At 48.0% G+C, this 24,990-nt stretch carries 21 protein-coding genes; 5 read left to right on the plus strand and 16 right to left on the minus strand.

What is annotated here, in order from left to right:
- Positions 1-86: 86 nt before the first annotated feature.
- Both BMZ51_RS18045 and BMZ51_RS18050 read right to left on the minus strand, forming a co-directional pair.
- Positions 87-299 carry a hypothetical protein gene (locus BMZ51_RS18045; RefSeq protein WP_068007623.1) on the minus strand — a complete coding sequence of 71 codons (213 nt, stop codon included), beginning with the start codon at positions 297-299 and terminating at the stop codon, positions 87-89.
- Between the two features lie 21 nt (positions 300-320).
- The gene (locus BMZ51_RS18050; protein ID WP_068007620.1) at positions 321-2,495 is read right to left on the minus strand and encodes a glycosyltransferase; all 2,175 of its coding nucleotides are present in this window, start codon (positions 2,493-2,495) and stop codon (positions 321-323) included.
- A gap of 511 nt (positions 2,496-3,006) precedes the next feature.
- On the opposite strand from BMZ51_RS18050, the gene BMZ51_RS18055 reads away from it, so the two are divergent.
- Positions 3,007-4,377, plus strand: coding sequence for a M10 family metallopeptidase C-terminal domain-containing protein (locus tag BMZ51_RS18055; RefSeq protein WP_068007617.1), 1,371 nt, complete (start codon positions 3,007-3,009; stop codon positions 4,375-4,377).
- Between the two features lie 74 nt (positions 4,378-4,451).
- Here BMZ51_RS18055 and BMZ51_RS18060 read toward each other — a convergent pair whose 3' ends face one another.
- On the minus strand, positions 4,452-5,690 hold the full coding sequence (locus BMZ51_RS18060) for an SAM-dependent methyltransferase (protein ID WP_068007614.1): 1,239 nt from the start codon (positions 5,688-5,690) through the stop codon (positions 4,452-4,454).
- 367 nt (positions 5,691-6,057) lie between these two features.
- On the opposite strand from BMZ51_RS18060, the gene BMZ51_RS18065 reads away from it, so the two are divergent.
- Positions 6,058-6,276: a DUF6500 family protein gene (locus BMZ51_RS18065; RefSeq protein ID WP_068007611.1), complete on the plus strand. Its 219-nt coding sequence runs from the start codon at positions 6,058-6,060 to the stop codon at positions 6,274-6,276.
- Positions 6,277-6,628: 352 nt separating this feature from the next.
- Here the strand turns inward: BMZ51_RS18065 and BMZ51_RS18070 are convergent, their stop codons facing one another.
- A complete protein-coding gene (locus BMZ51_RS18070; RefSeq protein ID WP_068007608.1) occupies positions 6,629-6,844 on the minus strand; it encodes a hypothetical protein in 216 nt (71 codons plus the stop codon).
- Between the two features lie 478 nt (positions 6,845-7,322).
- Between BMZ51_RS18070 and BMZ51_RS18075 the strand changes: the two genes are divergently transcribed.
- The 3 genes from BMZ51_RS18075 (at position 7,323) to BMZ51_RS18085 (ending at position 10,356) form a co-directional block, all read left to right on the plus strand.
- A complete protein-coding gene (locus BMZ51_RS18075) occupies positions 7,323-7,850 on the plus strand; it encodes a hypothetical protein (RefSeq protein WP_068007606.1) in 528 nt (175 codons plus the stop codon).
- Positions 7,851-8,083: 233 nt separating this feature from the next.
- The gene (gene bioB, locus BMZ51_RS18080; RefSeq protein ID WP_244271397.1) at positions 8,084-9,082 is read left to right on the plus strand and encodes a biotin synthase BioB; all 999 of its coding nucleotides are present in this window, start codon (positions 8,084-8,086) and stop codon (positions 9,080-9,082) included.
- Positions 9,083-9,483: 401 nt separating this feature from the next.
- The gene (locus BMZ51_RS18085; protein WP_074882223.1) at positions 9,484-10,356 is read left to right on the plus strand and encodes an HpcH/HpaI aldolase/citrate lyase family protein; all 873 of its coding nucleotides are present in this window, start codon (positions 9,484-9,486) and stop codon (positions 10,354-10,356) included.
- A gap of 571 nt (positions 10,357-10,927) precedes the next feature.
- On the opposite strand, the gene wecB is transcribed toward BMZ51_RS18085, so the two are convergent.
- From wecB to BMZ51_RS18145, 12 genes are all read right to left on the minus strand, one after another.
- Entirely contained in the window at positions 10,928-12,097 is a 1,170-nt protein-coding gene (gene wecB / locus BMZ51_RS18090; RefSeq protein ID WP_068007602.1) for a non-hydrolyzing UDP-N-acetylglucosamine 2-epimerase, read from the minus strand.
- A 19-nt stretch (positions 12,098-12,116) separates the two neighbouring features.
- Positions 12,117-13,205: a DUF4434 domain-containing protein gene (locus BMZ51_RS18095; RefSeq protein ID WP_208979569.1), complete on the minus strand. Its 1,089-nt coding sequence runs from the start codon at positions 13,203-13,205 to the stop codon at positions 12,117-12,119.
- A complete protein-coding gene (locus BMZ51_RS18100) occupies positions 13,156-16,815 on the minus strand; it encodes a tetratricopeptide repeat protein (RefSeq protein WP_082825657.1) in 3,660 nt (1,219 codons plus the stop codon). Before BMZ51_RS18100 ends, BMZ51_RS18095 begins: the two co-directional genes overlap by 50 nt.
- The gene (locus BMZ51_RS18105; RefSeq protein WP_068007600.1) at positions 16,812-18,278 is read right to left on the minus strand and encodes a glycosyltransferase; all 1,467 of its coding nucleotides are present in this window, start codon (positions 18,276-18,278) and stop codon (positions 16,812-16,814) included. Before BMZ51_RS18105 ends, BMZ51_RS18100 begins: the two co-directional genes overlap by 4 nt.
- A 172-nt stretch (positions 18,279-18,450) precedes the next feature.
- Complete coding sequence (locus tag BMZ51_RS18110) at positions 18,451-19,593, minus strand: CaiB/BaiF CoA transferase family protein (protein WP_074882225.1); 1,143 nt, start codon at positions 19,591-19,593, stop codon at positions 18,451-18,453.
- Between the two features lie 243 nt (positions 19,594-19,836).
- Positions 19,837-20,643 carry an alpha/beta hydrolase gene (locus tag BMZ51_RS18115; RefSeq protein ID WP_068007595.1) on the minus strand — a complete coding sequence of 269 codons (807 nt, stop codon included), beginning with the start codon at positions 20,641-20,643 and terminating at the stop codon, positions 19,837-19,839.
- A 5-nt stretch (positions 20,644-20,648) separates the two neighbouring features.
- Complete coding sequence (locus BMZ51_RS18120) at positions 20,649-21,065, minus strand: RidA family protein (protein ID WP_068007592.1); 417 nt, start codon at positions 21,063-21,065, stop codon at positions 20,649-20,651.
- Positions 21,062-21,484: an acyl-CoA thioesterase gene (locus BMZ51_RS18125; RefSeq protein ID WP_208979570.1), complete on the minus strand. Its 423-nt coding sequence runs from the start codon at positions 21,482-21,484 to the stop codon at positions 21,062-21,064. The genes BMZ51_RS18120 and BMZ51_RS18125 overlap by 4 nt, the downstream gene beginning before the upstream one ends.
- Positions 21,474-22,157, minus strand: a complete 684-nt coding sequence (locus tag BMZ51_RS18130; RefSeq protein WP_068007589.1) for an ABC transporter ATP-binding protein — start codon at positions 22,155-22,157, stop codon at positions 21,474-21,476. Before BMZ51_RS18130 ends, BMZ51_RS18125 begins: the two co-directional genes overlap by 11 nt.
- Positions 22,157-22,906 carry an ABC transporter ATP-binding protein gene (locus BMZ51_RS18135; protein WP_068007586.1) on the minus strand — a complete coding sequence of 250 codons (750 nt, stop codon included), beginning with the start codon at positions 22,904-22,906 and terminating at the stop codon, positions 22,157-22,159. Before BMZ51_RS18135 ends, BMZ51_RS18130 begins: the two co-directional genes overlap by 1 nt.
- Positions 22,899-23,924, minus strand: coding sequence for a branched-chain amino acid ABC transporter permease (locus tag BMZ51_RS18140; RefSeq protein WP_068007583.1), 1,026 nt, complete (start codon positions 23,922-23,924; stop codon positions 22,899-22,901). Before BMZ51_RS18140 ends, BMZ51_RS18135 begins: the two co-directional genes overlap by 8 nt.
- On the minus strand, positions 23,911-24,831 hold the full coding sequence (locus tag BMZ51_RS18145) for a branched-chain amino acid ABC transporter permease (protein ID WP_068007580.1): 921 nt from the start codon (positions 24,829-24,831) through the stop codon (positions 23,911-23,913). Before BMZ51_RS18145 ends, BMZ51_RS18140 begins: the two co-directional genes overlap by 14 nt.
- Positions 24,832-24,990 lie beyond the last annotated feature (159 nt).

Consider the following 24,990-nt stretch of genomic DNA (forward strand, 5'->3'; position numbering starts at 1 on the left):
CCGGGCAGATAGGGCTGGAAATGATAGCCGCATAAGGCTTGAATACAAACAATGGATCCTCACAAAAACTGGAGGAAACTTGGGTCTCAGGTCACGAGGACAATCGTATGGAAAGCCGGTGCTCCGTATTCTTCCATCCAATGACATATCAAAGCTCCAGATAGTCCGCTGGCAGTGCCAATTTCTACAAATACTTTTGGCTTCCACTCTTCAATCTTGGCTTTTATATAATTGCCCTCTTCCTCGTTAATACTCCTGAGGGTTGTCCCATTTATTTCATTGAAAATATTGCAGATCATGTCCTAAGCCTCCCAACAACCTTAAGATGCCAAACTTTCCTTTTGGGTGGCGTCCAATTCTGCACGCATTTTCAATATGTTCTCGATGGATTGCTCCATGGATATGGTGTTTCCTGTTTTCCCTTCGAAATATATAGAGTTTTTAACACAGGTTAGATAAAACAGTTCCTCGATTGTCCGCTTCTCTGTTCTTCTGTGGTTTTTGTTCCTGTCATCTGTCAGCCCCCAGCCAGAATAAAATGGCTGTCCGTAGACGACGACCTCCTTGTCTCTTAGCAAGGCTTCAAATCCGACCTGTGAAGATATTGTATAAACCTTTGAACAAACGTCTAAAATATCTACAGTAGAGAACTCGTCTCTAACTTCTATAATCATTTCTCTATTTTTAATGTGTATCTCAGCATTCATATGTATATTATCAGGGTGCCACTTAAACAGGATCACTTTATTGGGGTTCTCAGAGAGAGCCTGATCCAACATATTAGTTACAACACCATTGTCTGAACGCGCCAACTCGATAGACATATCGCTTCGCTTTTGATCCACAACGAGCACAACACCTTCAAATGCAGACATATCTTTTCTCTCATTAGAGACGTAGGCATTGTACTTTGTTATTCTGCTATCTATAATTTTTCTAATAAGACTTTTAGATCGCGCGATCTGCTTATCATTAATAATTGGACCGCTTTTATTTAGCTCAATCTCAAGTCGTGATGGTCCTCTTGCATCAAAGTAATATCTAATATCATCTATTACAAAACCAATAGGCCTTCTGTATTTACCATCCAATGTATCGTCAAAATAGCCACCAAATGAAGCAAAAAAACTTGATTCAATAAAGTACGTTGGTAATCCGTAAAATGATGACTGTTCGATACATTTCCAAAACTGCTCTGTATCAGGTCTATAAACTGTTAAGGCAACAAAGCTCGAGTTATTAATATATCTTTGACCAACTGAATTACTTGAAAATAACCAAGTTAGGTTTGAATTATATTCTTGCAGATCGATTTTCCGCATATTCGTGAGCACATTTCCACCTTGCCTTAGATTATCAAGAGCAATCGATGCTGAAAACTCTGCCTCGCCAACCCGTTGGTATAGCAATTCATGGAACTGATTAGAAAGCATTCCGCTATTGTAAGCTAATCTATAATCAACTTTGACTTTGGAAGGCCAGCTTCTCCGATATATATCTCTTGATATTTTCCAAATATCTGTTTTCGTAATCGCTTTTTTTATCTTGCTCCAAGTCTTGGTGATGTATTCGGTGTTGCGCGCAATTAATTTATTCTTATTCGTTCCAGCAATTAGAATATCTATTCTGGCGATTTTATCTTCAAATCCGCATCCTTTTACATACTCATACCATTCTCTTGCTCTAGGATGGTTCAGTGACGTCCAGGGCTTCCTTTTGTATGTGTAGTGAATGCCGCTCGGGTCCTGTATTGCGTCTAGGGCTTCATTGAGAGACATTTTGTTGCGCACACCGACTGTGTTACTTGGCCAGTTCTTCTCGAACATCGAACCGTGCACATTCCAGCGTACTGGCAAGTAGGTGATTTGATCTGAGAACACTTCATTAATGATCTGCTGATCCCCTAGCTCGATACGCTGACCGTGTTCCTCGATAAAGTTCATGCAAAGGTCGGTGAACGGAATGGATCTCATCAGTTTAATGTCGACCAACAAGACCCCCGCATTAACATGCGGAGCATCGGGCGGTACATCAAATTTCTCATTATAATAAGTACTTACTGAGTCTTCGACACCTGCAAAGAGATTCCCTTTTAGGTCGGCTTTAAATAACTCTGAAATACAACTTTTAAATATGACATCACTATCTGTATAAACAACCCGTTTGCAGTCTTCTGGAAGCATATAGTGCATGTTGAGGCGGTAAAAAGTAGCCTCTGATATGCCTGGGGTCGTTCTTATACCAGCATACCGACCAGCAGAAGCTACTAAAAATATGATTGAAGCTTTATCTTTGCTTTGTAAGAGAACATTGAATCTGAATTTGTAGGCCTCATTGGGCTCTTTATCGACCAGTATGAATATTCTAAGCATTGAGGAGCTGCGCCAGTGACGTAGTATCGAGTTAATAGTCACCGCAGTATATGGTAAGAATTTATGATCGGCTGCTAAAACAACGTCTATGCTTTTTTGAGCTTTTACGGAAGTATTTTCCATATTTTATTAGCCTTTGAAAGTTAAGTAGCAAATTAGGCTGCAAAAAGCTATATATTTTTCTTAATACACAAATGTATTGGTTGGCAGTTAATAGAATTGGTGTTCAGAGCCATAAGTTTTACGCTACCCGTTTATTCAAAATCCATCTTAGTTAAATTGGGTTTATAGGAAATCCCCGTGTAATCGCCCCTGCAATTGCTCTGGTTTAAAAATGGAGATATTTTGCGCTTCATATCGAGGTCTGAAACTATGAAAATATCTCGCTTCAACAGCACGCTATTTACCCGGTAAACTCGGCTGCGATTAGACGGACCAAAAACGAATGCGGTCTTTGATATCGTAGTCGTTTTCTAAACTTCGTCTCTTGGCCATGAAACACTCCTCAACACCTCAATTAAGAAACATTTGCTCTTGCATCAAACTGCCTGGGGAAATAATTCCGTTTACGTAAAGTGGAGACTTACGCGCAAGGAAAGTGTGTCTCTGCTAATTGGAGCCAGAGGAGGATTGAATGGCATTTTTTGAATATAAGGACGAAGACGCGTCGGAATTGGTTGTAAATGCGATGGCGCTTGCAACCTATGCAAATCAAACCTACCAATCGGTTTATGCAGCAGGCGATACCTCTATTGTAATTAGTAGTGAGCAAGTTGTGGGTGGATGGACCATACTTGCTCCCGAAGTCTTAGGGTATTCGGGCTCCGTTGACGAGAACGGGGCGTATCATGGTGAAACAGAGGAATTTAAAGACGCTCAGGCTGAAGTCTTTGCCCAATATGACGAAAACGGCAAAGTAACATCAGTTGCTTTTGCTATTCGTGGGACCGACGAGTTTGGTGACATATTTGATTACCTGGAGTTTTTGAAATCTGAGCCAGAATACGTCGAAAAAGCCTTTGCTGACTTACTCGCGTCGCTCAAGGACTTCATGATTGCAAATGGTTTGACTGCACAAGACCTGATCGTTACTGGTCACTCACTCGGCGGGGGCGCAGTGACGAATATGGCGGAACGGAGCGACCAGTTTTTAGAGGGCTTCTTTGTAGATGCGAACTATGTTGGGTTTGCCTCCCATTACACGCCTGAGGACGGCGACAGCCTGCTGGATTCAGGAGCGGAGATCTTCAGTGTTGACTTTGAGAATGATCCGGTCCCTTCAGGTATCTCCGAGGGTTCAGCAGATGTCTTCGGAAATGATCAAGATTATGAGTACGCGACCAGTAATTTGATCTTCTATAATGCATATTACGGGACGCCGCTTTATTGGGATGGGGGTAATATCTACAACCCGTTCGCGTGGGATTCACATTCTTCAGTCAATTATGCCAAGGCTGTCAACGTAATCGCATCCTCAATGTTTTACGAGGAGATGGAGCGCGACAGTCTTGTTATTGTCTCTGGTTTGGACGAGGACACAGCGGATGATCGGTGGGTTGAGGACGAATTCATTCCTCTTGATGACCCCGGCCATTTAGGTGATGACGCCTTCATACTCGGATCTAACGCAGACGACTGGTTGCGTGGCAATACCGGAGACGATGCGATTGAAGGGTTTGACGGGGACGACCACATCACCGCGGGCAATGGCGATGACCGGATATGTGACGGTGAGGGCATGGATGAGCTGACTGGTGGGGCAGGTGCTGATATCTTCATCTTTGTTGCAGATGGACAAACAGACACGATCACCGACTTTACAGTAGGTGAAGATAAGATCGACTTAAGCCAAGCTGGCGTCACTTCAATTGATCAGTTGAGTTTTGATGATGGCGGCTGGTTTGATGATTATGAGGTGGCCTATTTCGACGACGTTATCGTGCTCGAAGAAGGTTGGTTTGATGGTTATAACACTCTCAGTGCCGACGACTTCCTCTTTGCATAAGCTTTAACAATAGCGGTACTTTTCACAAAAGTACCGCTTAGTTCAAAGTGCGATTGTGCGTATCAGCATCTGGGCTATCCCGCTTGGACCGGCGTCTTTGCGCTATTCATTGCCCGCTCATTGTCTACGGTAAAGTCGCGAAGGAGTGGGACAGCGTCACGTTCTTTTGATAGCATGAGCTGAAATACCATGTTGGAGCCGTGGAGGAAGCCGAGTTCAACCGCACAAAGATAGAACTCCCACATCCTGCAAAATTTCTCGTCGTACAAGGCCTTAACCTCTTCGTGGCGTGCCTCGAAACGGCCTCGCCAATCTCGAATGGTGTAGTAATAATGCAGTCGCAAAACCTCGGCATCGCATACCCAAAGACCAAGGCGCTCAGTAGAAGCAAAGACCTCCGACAAAGCCGGAACATACCCTCCTGGAAAAATATACTTGCGTATAAACGGCCCAGTGGTGCCGGGAGGTGTCATCCGCCCAATAGAATGGATCACCGCAAAGCCATTATCGCTCAGACACTCACCAACCTTCGCAAAATATGCGTCCAGATGACCAATACCCACATGCTCCATCATGCCAACCGAAATCACCCGGTCGAATTTGCCTTCAAATTCGCGGTAATCCTTTAAAAGAAACTCAACTCGATCATCCAGTCCAGCCTCAATAGTCCGCTGCTTGGCGATGTTCACTTGCTCAGGCGAAACATTGAGTGACGTGACTTTTGCTCCTGCCTGCGCCATGCGAATAGCAAGGCTCCCCCAGCCTCCGCCAATTTCCAAAACTCTCATTCCTGGCTTTAAATCAAGTTTGGCCACAAGATGCGTGAGTTTAGCTTCTTGCGCGTCTTCCAATGTGTCATCAGCGCTACGATAGTAGGCACAGCTGTAATTCAGCCCGCCCTCCAAAAACAAACGGTAAAGGTCCGTGGACAGATCATAGTGGTGACGCGCCTGCTTTTTGGCGCGCTCCACGCTGTTTTTCTGCTGATGGCGCCGAAGCGATTTCCAACCTTTGCGCAGCAGGCTTTGGACGGGATGAGCACCTAGCGGCGCGCGGTTGATTGAGAACAAGAACAGAAAGTCATAACAAGAAGACCCTTGCTCCATGGTCAGCGTGCCATTCATATAAGCCTCGCCAGCCGCGAGTTCAGGATTTAGGAACAAGGAGCGATATAGCTTTTTGTCGTGTAGCCTAATTGTTACGGTGGGGCCATCATCGCCAGAGCCGAAGCTATGCAAAGCACCTTTAACATCATAAACGCGCATCTGACCGCGTTTGATAAATGACCGCAGTAACCCAGATAACAAACGCATCAATTATGCCCCCAGCACAAACAGGTGTTTTCAAAACGCAGAATGAACGCATAGTACTTTGGCAATATCGATAAATGCGCTTAGCCTGGTGACATCGCCAAAAACTACATGCTGAAATTTTGGAAAAACAGAGCATGAACCTTGTTCTTTATTGGCCCTTGCTGCAATCCCAAGAATTCTCCCACAAATTTCACAGGCAACTCTAACTCCAGGATGCGCCTACCTTGGTTTGCTCACAGCCTTCGGCAGGATGTTGGGGCAAAGGGCATGGTTGTTTGCACAAAGGAGTGTATGACGTTTCTTTCTGACCACCTGTGGGCTGGCAACGGCTTATACAAAGAGGGCTTTGAACATTAGGAAACCAGAGATGAGATCAAGCTTAAGAGAGAAAGCCATTAAGGTGTGCGATGAAAAAATCGCGAAGAAAGGCGAGGGGGTAGGCCTTTCATTTTATGCGTTCTTTGCAAATAAAAATGATGATCCAGACTTACTGATGGAAGCAGCACAATGGTGGATAAAAACCCATGCGCTCGATCATTTTGAAAAGGCCGTTAAAATCCGAGATCTGATCAGCACAGGAAAGTAAACAAGGGAGCCAGATGGAATTTCCTTTCCGACCATCTGCTCTAAATATCAGTTTACACCTTTATCTGCTGGCTGCTCCCATGAGCGCGCGCCCTATGATCCAGACTTAGTTTTTAAGGGGAATGAGCCATCGTCCAACGCGATAAAACTGCAAAACATCGGGTTGGGCTCAATCTTGAACGTTCACAAGCACGAACGCTCGCGAGTCCCGGTCATATTCCATCTTAAGGTTTAAGCGATGAAATGCCTGCGCTGCGGTATCATCTGAGTTTATTAGCTGCTCTAGCTCAACATTTGAAAACTCACTCGTAAGACGTGCAACCAGCTGCGCGGACAGGTCAGTTCGCCCTCTATCAAATATCCGCGTGCTCTTGCGCGGTGATTGGGTCTTTCCTCATATAGATATCAAAGATCACCCCTCGCAACTCATTAAGCGTTGTGTCGCTTAATTTTGCTAGCATTTGGGTTTGCTCCAAATACTGCGTTGCAAGTTGCTCTTTGCTCGCACCAGCCAGTGCGGGCGCTGTAAGAAGCGCAACGCAAAGTGAAACCATATAGATTTGCTTCATTTAAAATCCCTGCACACAGCGTAAACGGCAATTGTCGCGATTAAAATACACCTCCTGCCTCAGGTAGGATAACGAAAAGAATTCAGGGAATTTCACTCAAAACGGGATAGCACGCTTGAACTGTGTCAGCATAAGGCACGTGACGGAAGCAACAAATACCGATTATAAACCTGCCTAACGACCTGACTATACTACCTAGTAATACTACACGTATAATCAAAGGTTATTTATATATGGCTTTGCGATTAAAGTATAATCGAGCAAATTGAATAACACATAATATTAAATACATTATTCATTCTGCATATTAGTTAAGAGATTGGCTTTTATGACTAGGAAATATCTAAATTGTCGCTCTATTTGCTATAGATATTACTTAGAGTTAATTTCTTTGTTGCTGTTTTTTGGGTTAGCTCCGCACCATACATATGCGCAGGAGGCTTCAGGTTGGCAATGGAGCAAGCCTAATGCGCCATGCATGGGTAAATGTGCCGTCAGCGTATATGGTGGCCGTTTTGTGAAGACCGGTATGAGCGATATTGCGACCACCGGGCTGCCTGCATGGAACTGGGACTACAACAACGACTATTTTGTGGGAGCAACAATCTCAAGGTCTTTGCTGTCGTTCAAGAATATTTTGGACTTTGAGCCTGAACTTGGCGTCGGACAGCGGTTCGGCGTTCAGCATGAAACGGAGTTTTGGGCAGCCCTTTATGTACGGTATTCGGCGTTTCCGTGGAATGACTATCTAATGACAAGCATAGCTGTTTCGACAGGGGTAAACTATGCCACCGGCGTGAGTGATATTGAACAAAAGCGCGGCGGGCAGGGAGGTGGAAGCAGGCTTCTTCATTTCCTATCGCCAGAAATTACTTTTGCACTCCCATCAGCTCCAGACAAACAGCTTTTTTTTAGGTTTCACCATCGCTCAGGTGCCTATGGCATTATCAGCGATACAAAGGGTGGTTCTCAATACGCAACTGGGGGCTTTCGCTATAAGTTCTAAGTGTATTGGCTTCATCAGGATCTCAAGTTGCAAAGTTTTAAGCCCACGCAGTATGCAAACCGGCTCTGTCCGTCACAGGCAATAAAGGCTGGGCAGCGCGAAACCTGAACATTTGAAAATCTTCTATAGGCATACAGTGCAACTTGCTTAATTGGTCGGCCTAATAGATCATTGTATGCGCTTCGTTTTTGTTGTATTTCACGGCAAAACACGCCCTAGGGGAAATCTACGAGTTGAACCGCTTGCAAAATTCATCTGAAATTCGGAACACCTGGACACGTGAAGAGGCTGAAGCTCTTTACAATCTGCCATTCAATGATCTTCTGTTTAAAGCTCACTGCGTTCACCGCGAGCATTTTGACCCCAATGAGGTCCAGCAAAGTCAGCTTTTGAGCATCAAGACAGGCGGTTGCCCCGAGGATTGTTCTTATTGCAGCCAGTCTGCCCGAAACAATGCAGACCTACCGGCATCCAAGCTTTTGGAAGTGCAAACTGTTCTTGCAGAGGCCAAAAAGGCGAGGGACGGCGGCGCTACACGCTACTGTATGGGCGCTGCGTGGCGTTCCCCTAAAGATCGTGACATGCGTGCGATTGAAATGATGGTGGAAGGCGTCAAAGAGCTTGGCATGGAAAGCTGTATGACGCTTGGTATGTTGACCCCAGAGCAGATCTTACGCCTTAAAGACGCTGGTCTGGATTATTACAACCACAACATTGATACCTCAGAGCGTTACTATAGTGAGGTCATTTCCACGCGTAAGTTCTCAGATCGCCTTGAAACGCTCAATCTGGTCAAAGAGTCTGGCATTAAGGTATGTTCCGGCGGTATTGTTGGAATGGGTGAAGAAAACATGGATCGCCTTGACATGCTGGTCTCACTCGCGACTCTGGAACAACACCCCGACAGCGTGCCGATCAATATGCTGATTCCGATTGAAGGGACACCGTTGCAGGATGCAAAGCCCGTTGAGCCGATCGAGTTTGTTCGCCTCATCGCAGTGGCGCGCATCATGATGCCCAAGTCTCATGTGCGACTTTCGGCAGGACGAACAGAAATGTCAATAGAAACGCAAGCTATGTGCTTCTTTGCCGGCGCTAACTCCGTCTTCAAAGGCGAAACACTGCTCACGGCAGACAATCCGGAAGAGTCAAAAGACGCACATTTGTTTAAACGCCTAGGCATTCGCCCGATGGCGTTAAAGAGCTGCACAAAAGAAGCCGAAACTTGCTGAAGACCCACAATAGGCACTCTCCAGAGTAAGGCGCGTTCAGCTCTGGAAAGCGCACGGTTATCTATGCTTCTAGGGCTGGCCATAGGGCCAGCTCCTGATCGTCCCTCATGTGCAAACCTTGGCCAGCATACATCGGCAAATGACGACCAGGTGTCGCTCTCCCAAATCGCTTCGTTTGGAGCTTTGGGGGTGCACAGGCAGCGTTGAGAGCTATCAGGCTTGTTTACGAATGAAAGTGCAGGGGCTTGTAATGATCTTATACAGGATTGAGCAAGTACCCGGTGCGTTTTGCCCTCACTCTGCCTAAAAAACTACGCATACGCGGTGCATTCTCACGAAATTAAATATTCGTGAGATAAAACAGTACTTAACGATGTTGGTGGATTGGTTGGAGTTTCGGTATGAAGAGCATACTTTACCTGCCTGCAGATAAAACCCATCTTTTTTCCAAGGCAGTCGGGTCCGGTGCCGAGTGTGTGTTGTTCGACTTGGAGGATGGGGTCTGTGATAACGCAAAAGAAGCAGCACGCGATCAGTTAGCAAACCTCCCACATGGACTTCGCGGCCAAAGTGCTTGCGAGATTGGAGTGCGGATTAGTCCGCTAAGCACCATCGATGGCATGAAGGACATGCAGTGTTTGATGGAGCTTCCTCAGCTGCCTGAGTGGATCTTTTTGCCAAAGTGCGAAAGCCCGAGAGACTTGGTAGTCCTTCATAAATTAGTACATGAACACCCCACGAGAGAACTCGTAAAACTCTGTCCGTACCTTGAAACGCCGTCTGGTATTGCCAACGCAGAAGCGATTGCCTCTGCACCTGCGCCCTTGTATGCTCTGGCTTTTGGTGAGGTGGACTACTCGTTCTATACAGGTGCTACCATGAGCTGGGAAAGCCTGATATGGCCAAGAGGTATGCTTATAAATGCAGCCGTCGAAAACCATTTATGGGCCATCGATGGGGTTTTTCTGGACTTTAACGACCCCGAACATCTTGAAGATGAATCCAAAAGCGCTCGGGATATGGGCTTTAATGCCAAGTTTGCCATACACCCGTCGCAGGTCGAGGTTATCAATGCGTGCTTTGAACCTCGTGATGAAGAGGTTCAGTGGGCGCTGGGTATCATCCAAAAGCATAAAGAAACCGCAGAAACTGGCCTTTTTATTGTCGATGGAGCCGTCATAGGAACGTCTGCAGTGATGCGCGCGCGCCGAATTTTGGGGTTGCCAAGCGATCCGCAAATAGCATCAAGACATACTAAAGATGTACCAAAGTAATATCTGTTAATTCCATAATCTACCTTATGCCTGTACCGAATATTTCGATATAATTACAGTAAATCAAAGTATATATAGATAAAATAAAATATATTTACTTACTCTTTAGCCTGTGATTTCCATGCGCGCCATGCAGTTGTTCATTTCTTAGCATAGAGTAGGGAGGCTAGTCTGTAGCGGCACCCTTTAGATTGAACTATTATTTACCCGCGCGGCCCAAGGAAGATGAATAGCATGACCTTTGTTATGAGATACCCCGCAGCCTTGATGATGAGCCTACAATCATAACCCCCAAGCGTGCCTGAGCACTTGCATTCCTTAAAGGCAGCGAGCTTTGCGCTTCTGTAGTTTTATATTCTTGATGTTCATACATCGCTGCAAAGCCAAATAAACGTACCATCTGACAGATACGAAACGCATACAGCATTATTAAGGCTTTTAATTCTTGGCATGCAGACATGGATTGGACACTGTGAAGTGGCCAAGGCAGCATCATAGGTGTGTCATACCTAATCACAACCTAATTACGCATAAGGTAGATTATGGAACTAAAAGTGAGAGCGGCTTATGGTTAGCCAACATTGCGGATCTTGATGTCATGCGTTGAGTTTATGTGTGTTTCGACGGCCTGAGCAATTCGTTGTGATGCATGCCCATCGCCAAATGGGTTCTTGCGATCTACCTTTGTCTGGTCTGATCGTAAGATGCGTGCGACTTCATCAACAATGGCTTTCTGATTAGTGCCGACGAGTTTTGCAAAACCACTGGTCAGTGCCTCAGGTCGTTCTGTCGTCTTACGTAAGATCAAGAGCGGCGTTCCAAACTCAGGTGCTTCTTCCTGGATGCCGCCGCTGTCTGTGAGGATCAGATCTGCATCGCGTTCCAATGCAATAAGCGTTTCATATGACAGTGGCTCAACAAGATGCACGCGCGGCACTTTCTCGAGCACTGAGACCACAACATCTTTAACCGCCGGGTTTGGGTGCACTGGTAAAACGACCTGCAGATCAGTATGCGCATTAAGGCTCCGCTTGATAGCATTGCAAATATTGCGCATGGGTTGACCCCAGTTTTCGCGCCGGTGCGTCGTCACCAAAGCAATTCGCTTTTCGGGGCCCAGAACGCCTTGAAGCTCCGCTAGCTCGCGCGCCGGCTTAATTTCTCGCGCCAGATGACGCACAGCATCGACAACAGTGTTGCCCGTTGTCAGGATCTTGTCACTGCTTATTCCTTCACGAAGCAAGTTGTCTCGCGCTATAGATGTTGGTGCAAACATACGATGGCACAGCTGGTCAGCAAGCCGCCGGTTAGCTTCCTCAGGAAAAGGATCATACAAATCCCCGCTCCGCAAGCCTGCCTCAACATGTCCGACCGCGACTGAGCCGTAAAACGCTGCCAACGCTCCAACAAAGCCTGTTGTGGTATCGCCATGCGTTAAAACGTATTCAGGATGATGCTCGCTGATATGTTTGCGTATGCCCTTGAGCAGTTCTCCGGCTTGGTCGGCCAGGTCATGACAACCCTTCGCAATCTTGAGCCAGTTCAACTGGAGAATGCCAAAACTCTCCAATGCTTGGGCCGCAATTTCGCGATGTTGTCCAGTCATCAGAACATGGGCGTGAAGCGATGGACATTTGGATATTGCTCGGATGACCGGAGCCATTTTTATGGCCTCAGGGCGTGTGCCAATAATGCACATAACTTTACAGGGACCCATGCCAAGTATTCTTGGTTCTGTCATGATCTTATCACTATCAAGGTTATTGTGTTGCGGTCACAGCGGTCCTGAAGATCGACCTACCGCAGGTCTTAGCATTTTTACTTAAGAATTCTTCAATATCACGACTGTGTTTATTGTCGTATTTCAGGATATGGCTGGAGAGCGAGAATAAGGCGACCGGCTGATTGGGGTCGAATCGAGCGTTATCCAGTCTGCGTTTCATGGTGCCTACAGTGGTTGGCATTGTTCTAAAGTCAGGTTTGCGTGGATCAATCTCAAAAATCTCCACAACAGGAATGACCGTATGGCCGTGTTGCTTGAATTGTGCACTTATGGCACGCTGTAATTTGCGACTGGAATAAGGCTCCATAAGCTTCGCCCCAAGACCATCTTGGAGAAGTAGAACATCCACGAGCGTATTATCTAAAAGTGTGTCCCAAAGACGTGCCAACTTCTTGGGTTCATGGGTAGAGTTCGTATACCCCGAAATCGAGACCGGCCCTGGAAGAATACGATTGAGTATGGCCTGCGTTTCCAGCATATACTGCGTCAACAGCTTTCGAAGCTTGTTATCCTGCAAAAGCGCAGCGTCAATCTCATCTGAAATGTACCAGCCTGCAAATACCTCACTAGGATTTGCAGCGTAGCTCATCTGAGACTTGAGCGCCGTTGCAATCTGTTTGGTCTCATGAAGACGCGCATCGAGATATGGCTGCCCTTTGTTTTTAAGGTTCTCAATAAGAGAAGGATCATAGCGCAGCCCGAACCAAATCTTGGCGCCGGCTTGGTCTGCTCCCATAATCGCGGCCTCTACCCACACCGGTAACGTGATTTCTTTGTTTAAATCAGCGCCCCACATAGTCCACTGCAGGACAACCTCATCAACACCAAGCCTTTGATGTGAAAGGAATTCACTCCTCCATAGTCGTAGATTAGGAAAATATTCATCACCCCACGGCTGAAGGAAGCTCATGTGTATAGGAATACATTCCTTCTCGCCGAAGTCATAGCGTGCTTGAGCTTTATCCATTGATAGGAAAGGTAAAGTTACAAGGAAAGCCACTCCTAAGAGCAACGCTTTAGAAGTTTGCTTGAAGTCCGAGAAGGATACGACTGGTTTGACTGTCATCGGTGTTCAGTACTTCGTGTCCTACACGCCCAAACAACTCAAGAAAAAGAATGTCACCATAGGTTTCGGTGTACAAAGTCTTCCACTTGAAAGATGCTCCCAGCCCTGCTTCGATGGAAACAGCGCTGATAAGGGAGTTCCAGTTTCCGCTGCCAATAGAATACGCAAAAGTTGAGAAAAGCAGGTTAGGATCAAGCCTAAAAGTGTAACCAAGCCGCCCATCGCCATAAAACAAAATTGTCTTTTCGTTTTCAAAGAAACGCCCAGTTTCAAGATAGAGATGGAGGTAAGGTTCTTTTTCAATTGGCTCCCCGGTTTCATAATCGTAAAGCGGAAGAAAGTCATGTCCGGTGGTAAAGGACCAGAGCACCCTGCCCAGCCAGTTATCTTCTGTGAGTTCACCGCCTTCAAAGAAACGCTCCAGCCCCAACTTTAAATTCTGGGTCATAAAGGGTTTGAAGCGTAAGCCAACAATGGATTGGAATGTATCGGGATTAGGCCTGAAACTGTAACGATCATTGAGCCACTGCGCGCGGGCAATGACTTCAAAGGTACGGCCATTTTGATAACCGATGACGGGTGGCCGCCAGGCCACTTCAACTGTACCAAAGGGGCTGCTGGATGGAATACCCAATATGGCTCCCGTAATATCCTGTTCGTCCTGTCGTGAAGGGCTTATGCCGTCAAAAATAAGGAAACTGAACGGGATCTCCAAAATCCGAAGCTGACGCCTGAAACGTTCCAGCTTGTCGCGCTCATAAATATCGATCTGCTCTTGGTTCAAAGCCTCAATACGCTGGCGAAACAATGCAGCTGCCTTCTTGTTTTCGAACACCGCCATATAAGTGTAGGCAAGGTCCTCCTGAACGTCCGGCTGGTCAGGCTGATATTCCAGCGAAGCTTCAAAGCGAATGATAGCCAGATCATCGTCATCCAGCGCGCGTGCAAGATACGCACCCAAAGCCAGCGTGGCAGGGTTTTGTTTGTCACGAGGTGGAAGGCTTTGATATTCAGCTTCGGCCTCCTCAAGTCGGCCGAGTTGGAAAAGGACCTGCACAACAGAAAAACGAATGTCCTCCGTTGTTTCAATGGCGCGTGCCCTGCGCAAGTCTGATAAGGCCTGCTCAAGAGACTCTGGGCTCTGGTTGTCGTTATGCAGTGTAATCTGCGCACGGGCGGCATAGTAACGGGCCATTTGCATGCGCGTTAATGATGCTGGGGTAAGACGCACCAAAATGCGCTGCGCCTCGCCAAACCTCATTTGTTTCAAGTTGATGTAAAGAAGAGCCATACCAGCGCTCTGGTCGTTGTATTTTTCAAAGCTTTCGCTGAACCATCTTTGCGCTGCTGCATGGTCACCCATTTCCTGACTAAGAAAACCAAGCTGGCTAGCCGCTGAAGCACTGGGGCTTAGCTCGTAGGCTTTCTCAAGCTGTTCGTGTGCTTTTCTTTTCTCGCCAAGGTTTTGATAGATCCCAGCCAACGTAAGTCGCCTGACGTGATCGTTGGGGTGTTTGTGGACATCTTGCAGCGCACAGCTCAAAGCTTCCCCATCACGCCTCAATGCACGATAGGCCTCACATTTGATCGCTACTGTTTGATCGGTCTCATCCAGACTCTCAACAAGAACCAGCGCATCGCCGGGTTGTTTTAGTTCCAATGCAAGATAAGCTGATTCAAGGCGTGTTTCCGGCTGTGAATCCAGTTGTAAAGCCCTACTATAAACCCGTGATGCCTCGTTGGTTTCTCCACTGGCTTTTAAAATGCGCGCCAATGAAAGAAAAGCGGCTGCATACTTGCTCTTACTCTCATCAGATAGATTGTTTGAACTGGCGTAATTTGAGACGTAGTCCAACCACATGTCAGGCGTTACATTCTTTGATGTGCTTTCACGAAGCATCAGGTAGGCTGGTACAACCAGTGTCGGTTCCGGTTGAACATCCCAGTCTGCAACCAGGTATTTTAACGCATCCTCCCAATCCTCGTTGGCCGCCGAAACAGCCGCAAGATCAAATAAAAGCCGTGTATAGGCTTTTGTATCGTCATCGCTGAACTGATCAGTTGCACGCGCTTTGGTCGCTTGGTTTAAAGCATCCACCAATAGAGCAACAGCAGCCTGATTGTCGTTGGAAAGCAGGGCGATCTGCCCCCTTTTGGCAGTAATGCGCCAATTGGGTATCAGCACGCCAGCTTCTTTCAGCACTTCATTGGCAAGGTCCAAATCCCCTGCCCGCCGCGCAAGATCAGCAAGTGATTGGAGCATCTGAGCCCAAGCCTCCGGGGCTTTTAGGCGCTCAGCTTCATTCACGAGGGATCTGAGCTCAACAAGGATGCCAACTGCAGCCGTGTCCCAACCATTATTAAGGGCCAGCTTGCTTAAACGAAGACCATATTCCGGGCTTCTTGTAAGTTCGATAAGCAACCGTGCTGCTTCAAGCGCTCTGGCATCGTCACCAGCACGAATGGAAATATCGGCAAGTGCAAGATAGTAATTGGCAATCTCTTCGCGACCAGAGGCTTTGGTACTAAGAATCTTACCTTCTGGCGTAAGGAGCGCCATTTCCGCCTCGGCACTGGAACCTTGCTTCACAAGCGCATAAGCCAACTGAACGCGAGAGGATAGACCCAGCAGCTCAATCTTGCCAGCTTGCAGAAAGTCCAAAAGCTCAGGCAAATGACCGGAATTGAGAGCGCTGGCAGATAAGGCCCTTGCAAATGTGTGCTGCTCCAAAGCCGTCGCCAGCCGACCAGTGAACAAGCCCTTCCTTTCAGCTCCCATGAGAAGCTGATAAGCCTCCTCATCCAATCCTTGATTGAGCAGGAGGAACGCCTCATTTAATATGGCTGTTCGTTGGGTCTGAGGTGCGTTTTCAAGTTTTGAGAGCTCTTGCCATTCTTGGCGTGCTTCATCCAACTGGTTGAGGTTCCGCAGCAAGTCAGCACGTACGAGCCGGTGGCGCGGTGTTCCAGCGCCTGATTCAATGAGAATATTGAGCGCCTGCAACGCATCCTGTGTCCGCCCAAGCTTTATGGCGACCTCAGCGGTACCTTCAAGCGCCTGCTCCCGATCAATTTCCAGGAGCTTTCCGGTTTCCAGTGCCTGTCTGAAGTTTTTTGCTGCCTGCATATACTCGCCAGCCTGAGTATACAACTGAGCGAGCGTGAGATAACCGCGGCTGAAAGCAGGAGCTTGCGATTGCAAGGTCTTGAGTTGCTCAACGGCTGTAACAGGCCGGTTAAGCGAAATCAGTAACTGAATTTTTTGCCAACGTGCGACCAAGTGATCCGGATCCCCTTGCAGCAACTCATCTAATGTCGATAAAGCCTCTTCATTCCTGCCTTCCGCCAACAGACGATAAGCCAGATCCAACAATGGATAAGAGCGGTAGTCACGCCATGTTTTATTTAAAAAAGACCGACTGTCCTGCTTGTCTTTCAATAAGCTGGCGTAATAGGCATCTTTCTGGGAGGCCGTGTAAGAGTCAGCAGGGTTTTGCGAAAGCGTTGGAATGGCAAGACCCAGCACAAAAATGCCAATCCATAGGAGATGAAAGGCAGACCTTCCATTGGCCTGCTTTCTAGCTTCATGGGATTTGCGAAACGGGGTCATTGGTGCGGATCATTCTTTCCAGTTTTGGATGGCGAACTGTTGTTATGCGGATAGTCATGCGCGGTTTTATCCCAACCGATGACATCGCCGGTAATCAGGTGCCTGATCCAGGTTTTACTCGCTCGTATCATGGCGAAATAATTGATTGTGATGGAGACGAAGTAGCGCACAGTGACTGGAAGTAACGCCCGAAATCCATAATGATATCCGGTCCAGATATGACGCTGAATAAGTCGGTGAAGGATAAGGATTAGGTTGAACCAGATAACATACCAAAACGGACTGTTCTCAGGCAGCAAAGGAGGCAAATTGTAGGCATCAGGAGCAAGGCGCTGGTAAAGACTAAGACCCCAGTAAAAGATCAATGCGATGTAGCCGATAACGATGGCGTGGCTAAAGAAAACCATTTTTCTGTCGCGCCAATAGAAGTATTTATCAGCGATTTTTCCCTTCCAACCTAATTGCGCCCAGCCTTGAAACGCAATGCCGATCGTCCAGCGCGTCTTCTGGCGCACACTGCGCCAGTACCTGGAGGGAAACAGCTCTTGCGTGACAGCAAAGCTGGTGTATTCATTCTTCTTGGATGGATGGACCCAGAGCAGGCGATGTGTGAGCCCCTTGCCTGCAAGCCGCATGGCCAGATCATAATCTTCGGTCAATGAACCCGTATTAAAGATCTCATGAATACCGTTTTCATCCACTTCACAAATGGATTTTGCGGTTTCTAGTGTTTTTCTGGAATAACAAGTCCCCACGCCCGCGCCAGGCACTGTCCCGGTCAAAGCGCCTCGTACAAGCACTTCCTTGGAGTGGAACTCAGCAAATTCATCCATGTAATGGCCAGCCGTGAACTGAAGGCCCCTTCTGGGTAACGACAGTACGGGAAGCTGAACCACATCGGCCAGCTCAAGGCTGGCATTGAAAACGCGCAGCGCATTGGGATTGAGAATATCCTCCGCGTCTTGCATCACAAAACCAGCAAAAGAGATATCTTGTTCGTGTTCAAACGTTTCGATCGCAGCAAGAATTGTGTTCACACAATCTGCTTTACAGGTTGGCCCTTCATCTTGGGTGACGACGACACGCAGGTTGTCATGTTCCGCAGCAAGCTTATTGGCGGCTTGAACTGTTGCTTCGTCATTGGGGTAAACGCCGATAAAGACCCAGTAGTTGGGGTAATCCAGCTGAGACATAATATCTGTAACAGCTGGGTAAAGAATTTCGGCCTCATCCCAAGCCGGCATCATGATGGCAAGTGGTTTTGGGTCTGGCTCGCCAGCTTCTTCAAAGATAGCTTCTTCCGTTATCCCGGCCATCGGCCCGCGATACCAAGCAACAAAAAAGTAATAGAGCGTATCGACAAATAGGTCGTCTGCGCCTGAAACAGCAAAGACGTAAGATGCGACAAGAAAAAGGCTCTGGGTAATGAGAAATAGCAGTACAAATGCGTCTGTTACTAACATTCTCGCGTGCACCTTTTCGCAGGAACTCCAATAGAGTAACCCTAGGTGATTCGATCAGTCGTTCTCATTCACGGAATGTTCTGAAGGGTTTAGCGCGAGACACTTTTACCATTGCAGGGAGTGCTACTCGCACTCCACTGTTTTTGTGTTCTCCATCGCTAAATACTGCTGTTTATGCCAAAACCTGCTTCTCCTGCATATGTTTGATATCGTCGAGCGTAAATCCAAGCTCTTGTAAAACTTGTGAATTATGCTCTCCGGTGCGATTTGCTGGTGACGGCGTATCTGGTTGGCTGCGGCTAAACCGTGGAGCAGGCGCTGCCTGTGTGATGCCGTTAAGCCGGATCCGGTTGCCACGTTCAGTGTTAAGCGCAGCAGCATTTGCCTCTTCAATGGACAAAACGGGCGCAACACATGCATCCGTCCCCACAAACACTGCACTCCAGTGGTCTAGAGTTTTGGCCTTAATTGCATTGCCTATGGCCTCTTCCAGAGCGGGCCACTCCTGCCTGTTCATCTGCTTTCTGGAAAACTCTGCGGGCAAGCAGAGCCCCTCCAGCAGAAGCGCAAAGAACTGAGGTTCCAGTGCCCCTACAGAAAGATAGCGCCCGTCAGACGTCTCATAGCAGCGATAAAACGGAGCGCCGCCATCGAGCAGGTTGTCCTGGCGTTTGTCCTGCCACAAACCGCTGCCAAGCATAGAGTAGATCAACCCCAGCATAGCTGGAACACCGTCAACCATAGCCGCGTCAATCACCTGCCCTTTGCCGCTTTGTGAGCGCTCAAACAACGCTGAAAGCACCCCTAGAAGCAGGAACATAGACCCACCGCCATAGTCCGCTGCAATGTTGAGCGGCGGTACCGGCGCACGCCCGGCTTCACCAATGGCGTGCAACATCCCGGTCATGGCAAGGTAGTTCAGGTCATGGCCTGCGCAATGCGAGAGAGGACCCTCCTGCCCCCAACCTGTCATACGTCCATAAATCAGCCGAGGGTTTTTCTGGAGGCAGACATCAGGCCCAAGCCCAAGGCGCTCCATAACCCCAGGGCGAAAGCCCTCAAGTAAAATATCCGCGTTCGTGATCAGCGAGAAGAAGACCTTCACAGCCTCCTCATTCTTCATATTCAAGGCGATTGACTTTTTGCCTCTACGATTGACATCCTTGTCAATCCGCTCACCTGCTCGCTTGTCAATCACTGTGACATGCGCGCCCAGGTCTGCTAGCAACTGACCAGCCATAGGCGCAGGACCTAAACCAGTCATCTCTACCACTTGTAACCCGACCAATGGTCCTGATTTTTGTGCTGCAGACACATGCACCTCCCATACACCTTATCCAAACACGGTGCAGCAGGATGACCTGCTGACCGTAGCGTTGACTAACTCTAGAGTGGCAAGGGCTAAGCCCACAATTCTCCATTTGGTGAATGGGTTGTCCAATAGGTCAAGAATACGGTGGCAAGTCCGCTCAAAAAAACGCAGCTATAACCTAAAAAACGCAAACCAGCGCAAAAGCAACTCAAACCGTTATATGTGATAGATGTCAGTGGCTTAAGTCTATGTATTAAACAGTGTTGTGAGGATAGGACTATGAGCTACTTCCAGTCCTTCAACCACCGTAAAATGGTTTTTGCCAGGGTCTTCATAGGCCGCAATTTTGGTTTCAAACCCTTCCCAAACAGCACAATGCGCAGCATTTTGACGCCGGAATTCAGTCAATTCGTCCGCGCCAACCCAGCCAGTAAAGACGAGATTTTCTAATGGATCATGCAGAACCGGGCTCTCCAAGCGAGCCTCTTCAGCATCGATCTGGAGTGTTTCGTTCATCTGGGTAAGCCGAATTGGACGCAAATCATAAACACCGCTAATGCCCAATATGTGCTTTATCCGCTGGCCAACCGTATCCGGAAGATTGCGATTTTCGCAGCCTAACCGCGCAACAAGATGCCCACCGGCGGAGTGGCCCGTCAGATAAATTGGCCCCTCTACAATCTCAGCAACGACTTCAAGAGCAGCCTGCATCTGATTGGAAATATTGGATATTTTGGCATGTGGGCACAAATCATATGACGGAACAGCAACAGCATATCCCATCTCAACAGCCCCTTTTGCCAAATGGCTGAAAGAAGATTTATCGAACGCCTTCCAGTAACCACCATGTACAATCAACACAACTCCCTTTGGAGCTGTCTCCTTCGGAAAAAAGAGATCTAATTTCTCCCGCTCACCGCTTCCATAAGCGATATCCAGCCGATTTTTGGAGCTCGCTCGAAAGGCCTTAGAGCGTTCAACCCATTGATCAAATAACTCTCCTGCGTTTGGTACCGCACCAGAGTTATGATAGGCCGCATCCCAATCCCGCATTGTTTTTATCCTGCCCTTGGCAATACTGCCGTTGCTTCAATTTCCACTTTCGCACGTTCTTCCACCAGATCGGCAACCTGTACCATTGTCATGGACGGAAAGTGCTTTCCAAAGACCGCGCGATAAGCCCGCCCGACTTCACGCAAGCGCGATGTATAGTCTTTTTTATCTGTCACATACCAAGTCAGACGCACGACATGGTGTGGCTCAGCCCCCGCGGCAGTCAAAATTGTTCTAATGTTTTCAAGAGTTTGTTTTATCTGGTCGACAAGGTCGTCGCTTTCAAATTCCTGTTGGGCGTTCCAGCCAATTTGGCCTCCTAAAAAGATCGGCATACCTTCAGCCATGATGCCATTTGCATAGCCGGAGGCTGGCTTCCACCCCTCTGGTTGCAAGAATTTAAATAGTGCTTGCTGTGTCATGAAGCTTCCTCTTCCTGCAAGAAAACGCTCATTTTCTCTTTGATGGCCTGTGGCCAGCTTGCAGGTTTCTTTTCTTGTCCTTTGACGTAAACAAGCACTGAGCGGCTCGTTAGGCGCAGCTCGCCATTGCAAGTAACATTGAACTGCAAATGAACACTGGAACGTCCCAGCTGTGTCACTGAAAGAGTGAATAAGAGTTTATCGCCAAGTTGGCTCGGCTTCTTAAAGTCTGTTTCTATCTTGGCGGTGGGAACGGCATCCCCTTGTTTTATATGAATATCTACAAAGGATGCGTCCAAAGAGTGCTCAAACCATTCCTCTGTAACTTGATTGATCATCTCAAAGTATCGTGGATAGAAGACAATTCCAGCCGGATCACAGTGCTGAAAGATCACCGGCATCGTGCGTTCAAAGACCAAGATATCTGTCCTTCATTTCTTCTGTCAGCGCTGACGGTTGCCCTGCCCAAACTGACTCGCCTTTTTCCAAGATGATAGCCTGATCAGCGAGCGGAAGAAGCTCCTTAAGCGTTTTGTCGACGATAAGAATGGACAGGCCTTCCTTTTTAAGGGTCGCAATCGCTTGCCAGATCTCCCCACGCACCACCGGCGCCAATCCTTCTGTCGCTTCATCAAGGATCAGCAATTTCGGGTTTGTCATCAATGCTCTGGAGATGGCGAGCATCTGCTGTTCACCGCCAGATAAAGTGTTCGCACTTTGGTTTTTCCGCTCTTTAAGACGCGGAAACAGCGCATACACCCGCTCCAAAGTCCATTGCCCTTTGCGCGCGGCAGCACTTAAGTTTTCCAGCACGGAGAGATTTGGAAAGCACCTGCGGCCTTCCGGAACCAACCCCAATCCAAGGCGGGCAGCTTTGTGGCTGGACATGCGGTTAAGGGTTTGACCACAAAACTCAATTGTTCCCTTTGTTGGCGTCATCATCTGACATATGGAACTGATCGTAGTGGATTTGCCCATGCCATTGCGCCCAAGCATTGCCACCATTTCACCCTCATTGATGGAAAGATCCACACCAAAGAGAGCCTGCGCAGCTCCATAATGAACCTCTAAGCCTCTGACTTTTAACAGCATTAGGCTTCCTCTCCCAAATATGCTTCTCGCACCAATGCACTTGCTCGAATTTCGTCAACTGAGCCAGATAAGATAGCAGCACCGCCAACAAGAACAGTTATGCGATCAGCAAGTCGAAAAACGGCATCCATGTCATGTTCGATGAGCAAGATTGGGATTTCGGGACGAATTTCCTCAAGAAACTCAGTAAGCTGCACAGAACCAGTCGGGCCAAGGCCTGCCATCGGCTCATCCAGCAGCAGCGCTTTGGGTTTCAACGCCAAAGCACAGGCAACCTCCACCTGACGACGCTCACCATGAGAAAGCTCTGAAACAGCAACATCTTCGCGGCCACTCAAACCAACTTTTACAAGCCAGTGCCCCGCTGTCTCGCGCAGGTCACGATCAGATTTGATCTGCCCCCAGAAGCGAAAACTGGACCCCTGACTGGCCTGAACAGAAAGCATCACATTGCGACGAGCACTCACCTCCATAGCCAATGAAGAGACCTGAAAACTGCGCCCAAGTCCCTTTTGCGAACGGCTTGCCACAGTTTCTCCTGTCACGTCCTCACCATCAAGAATGATGGAGCCGCTATCAGGTGTAATCCACCCCGCGATTTGACCAATCAAGGTCGATTTACCCGCTCCATTGGGTCCAATAAGTGCATGAATCTCATTGGGTTTCAGATCCAGACTAACATTCTTGGTAGCCTGCAAAGCCCCAAAGGATTTGTGCAGGCCTTTGACTTGAAGTACCGGCTTAGTCATGGCGCGCTCTCCCTGCAATCAATCCCATAACGCCACCACGTGCAAACAAAACAACGCCAAGCAACGCAAACCCCAGCAACAGTTGCCAATGCTCTGTCCATTCGCCGATATAAGTCTCAAGCAACACGAACAGTGATGCGCCAATGACAGGGCCATACAAACGCCCGACACCGCCAAGGATGACAAAGACCATGATCTCCCCTGAACGGTGCCACGACAGCATTGAAGGCCCGACAAAGCCGTTCAGCTCTGCAAACAACGCCCCAGCCAACCCCGTGATCATAGCGGAGATGATAAAACCGGTAAGTTTGATCGGAAAAGGATTGATGCCTGATGTTGCCAGTCTGGTTTCGTTCATGCGTGCAGTGCCAAGGGCTGCTCCAAAACGAGAGCCAGACAAACGGGCAGACACAAAGATTGCAGCGAGCAATAAGCCAAAACAGATCAGAAAAAACGTCAGAGCATGGTCTGTGTCGACAGCACCTATTTGATTTCGCAGGTAAATCGACAGCCCGTCTTCACCCCCATATGTGGGCCATGAAATAGCGAAGTAATAGATCATCTGGGCAAACGCCAGTGTGATCATAATGAAGTACACCCCTTCCGTACGCAGAGAAATGGCACCAATGGCAAGCGCAGCAAGGCCACACAGCGCCATTGCAACAACCCAGATAATCAGCATCTGATTGGTGCCAGAAATCGCAAATGGAACGGACATGAAGAGCGTTTCTTCAAAACTATGAAAGGCCGCAATGCCAGCTGTATACCCGCCAATACCAAAGAAGGCCGCATGCCCAAAGCTGACCATGCCACCTTGCCCGATAGCAAAATTGAGGCCCACGCCTGCGATCGCAAAGATCGTGATAAGGCTCGCCAGATTGACGTAATAGTCCTCACCAACAGAAGAGGCCCACAGCGGCAAGGCCAACAGAACAGCCATAACAGCCACATTGGTGGCACCTTCACGGTTGAACTTAAATCCTGTAACAGGTTTTGGAGCTGTATCAGTTACTTGCATTGAAAAGCCCCTTTGGTTTTACAGCCAAAATACCGGCCATCATCAGGTAAATGAGCATCGAGGACAAAGCCGCTCCAACACTGTTGGCACTGGAATTTTCCATAAAGAATTTCAAAATTACGGGTAGGAATATGCGCCCGAGCGTATCAACCAGACCAATCAGGATTGAGCCAATCAATGCCCCTTTTATGGATCCGATACCGCCAATGACGATAACCACAAAGGCCAGAATAAGAACAGGTTCTCCCATGCCAACCTGCACAGACCTCAAAGCCCCAACAAGCGCGCCAGATAGACCTGCGATAGCTGCGCCCAGAGCAAAAACGATTGTATAAAGCGTTTTAATATCAACGCCCAAAGCTGCAATCATCTCGCGATCACTTTCGCCAGCGCGAATGCGCATGCCAAGGCGGGTCTTCGAGATCAAAGCGTAAAGCAGCAGAGCCACGGCGATCGCTGCCAAGATGATAAAGAGCCGGTAGAGTGGATATGCCTCAACGCCTGGAAGCGCGACCGTTCCCGTGAGCGCATTAGGAATATTCAGGTAAAGCGGCATGGAACCAAAGACCATGCGTGTGCCTTCTGAAAAAATCAGAATAAGCGCAAACGTTGCTAACACTTGATCCAGGTGATCACGGTCATAAAGCCGACGGATGACCAACGCCTCAATCAACGCCCCCGCAGCAGCAGCCCCAATCACACCTCCCCCAAGCCCTAACCAGAACGATCCAGTCTGCTGAGTTACCCAAGCACAACAAAAGGCACCAACCATATAAAGTGAGCCGTGAGCGAGGTTTATGAGGCCCATCACGCCGAATACCAGCGTCAGGCCTGCTGCCATGAGAAACAGTGTCAGGCCAAATTGCAGGCCATTTATTATCTGTTCGAAAATCAAAGCTGCCGTCATCTATTAAAATTCCCGAGGCTTCTTTTTCATTAATATTTTAAATTCATGCGTATCGTTGTGCACCTGCCAAAACACATGCACAGTATACGCTTAAGGGGATCAGCGGAGGAAAGCATCACACTCCCACCGCTGATTAAACGTTATAATTAAGAGACTTGA

It is taken from the genome of Pseudovibrio axinellae, assembly GCF_900110875.1.
Taxonomy (GTDB): Bacteria; Pseudomonadota; Alphaproteobacteria; order Rhizobiales; family Stappiaceae; genus Pseudovibrio; species Pseudovibrio axinellae.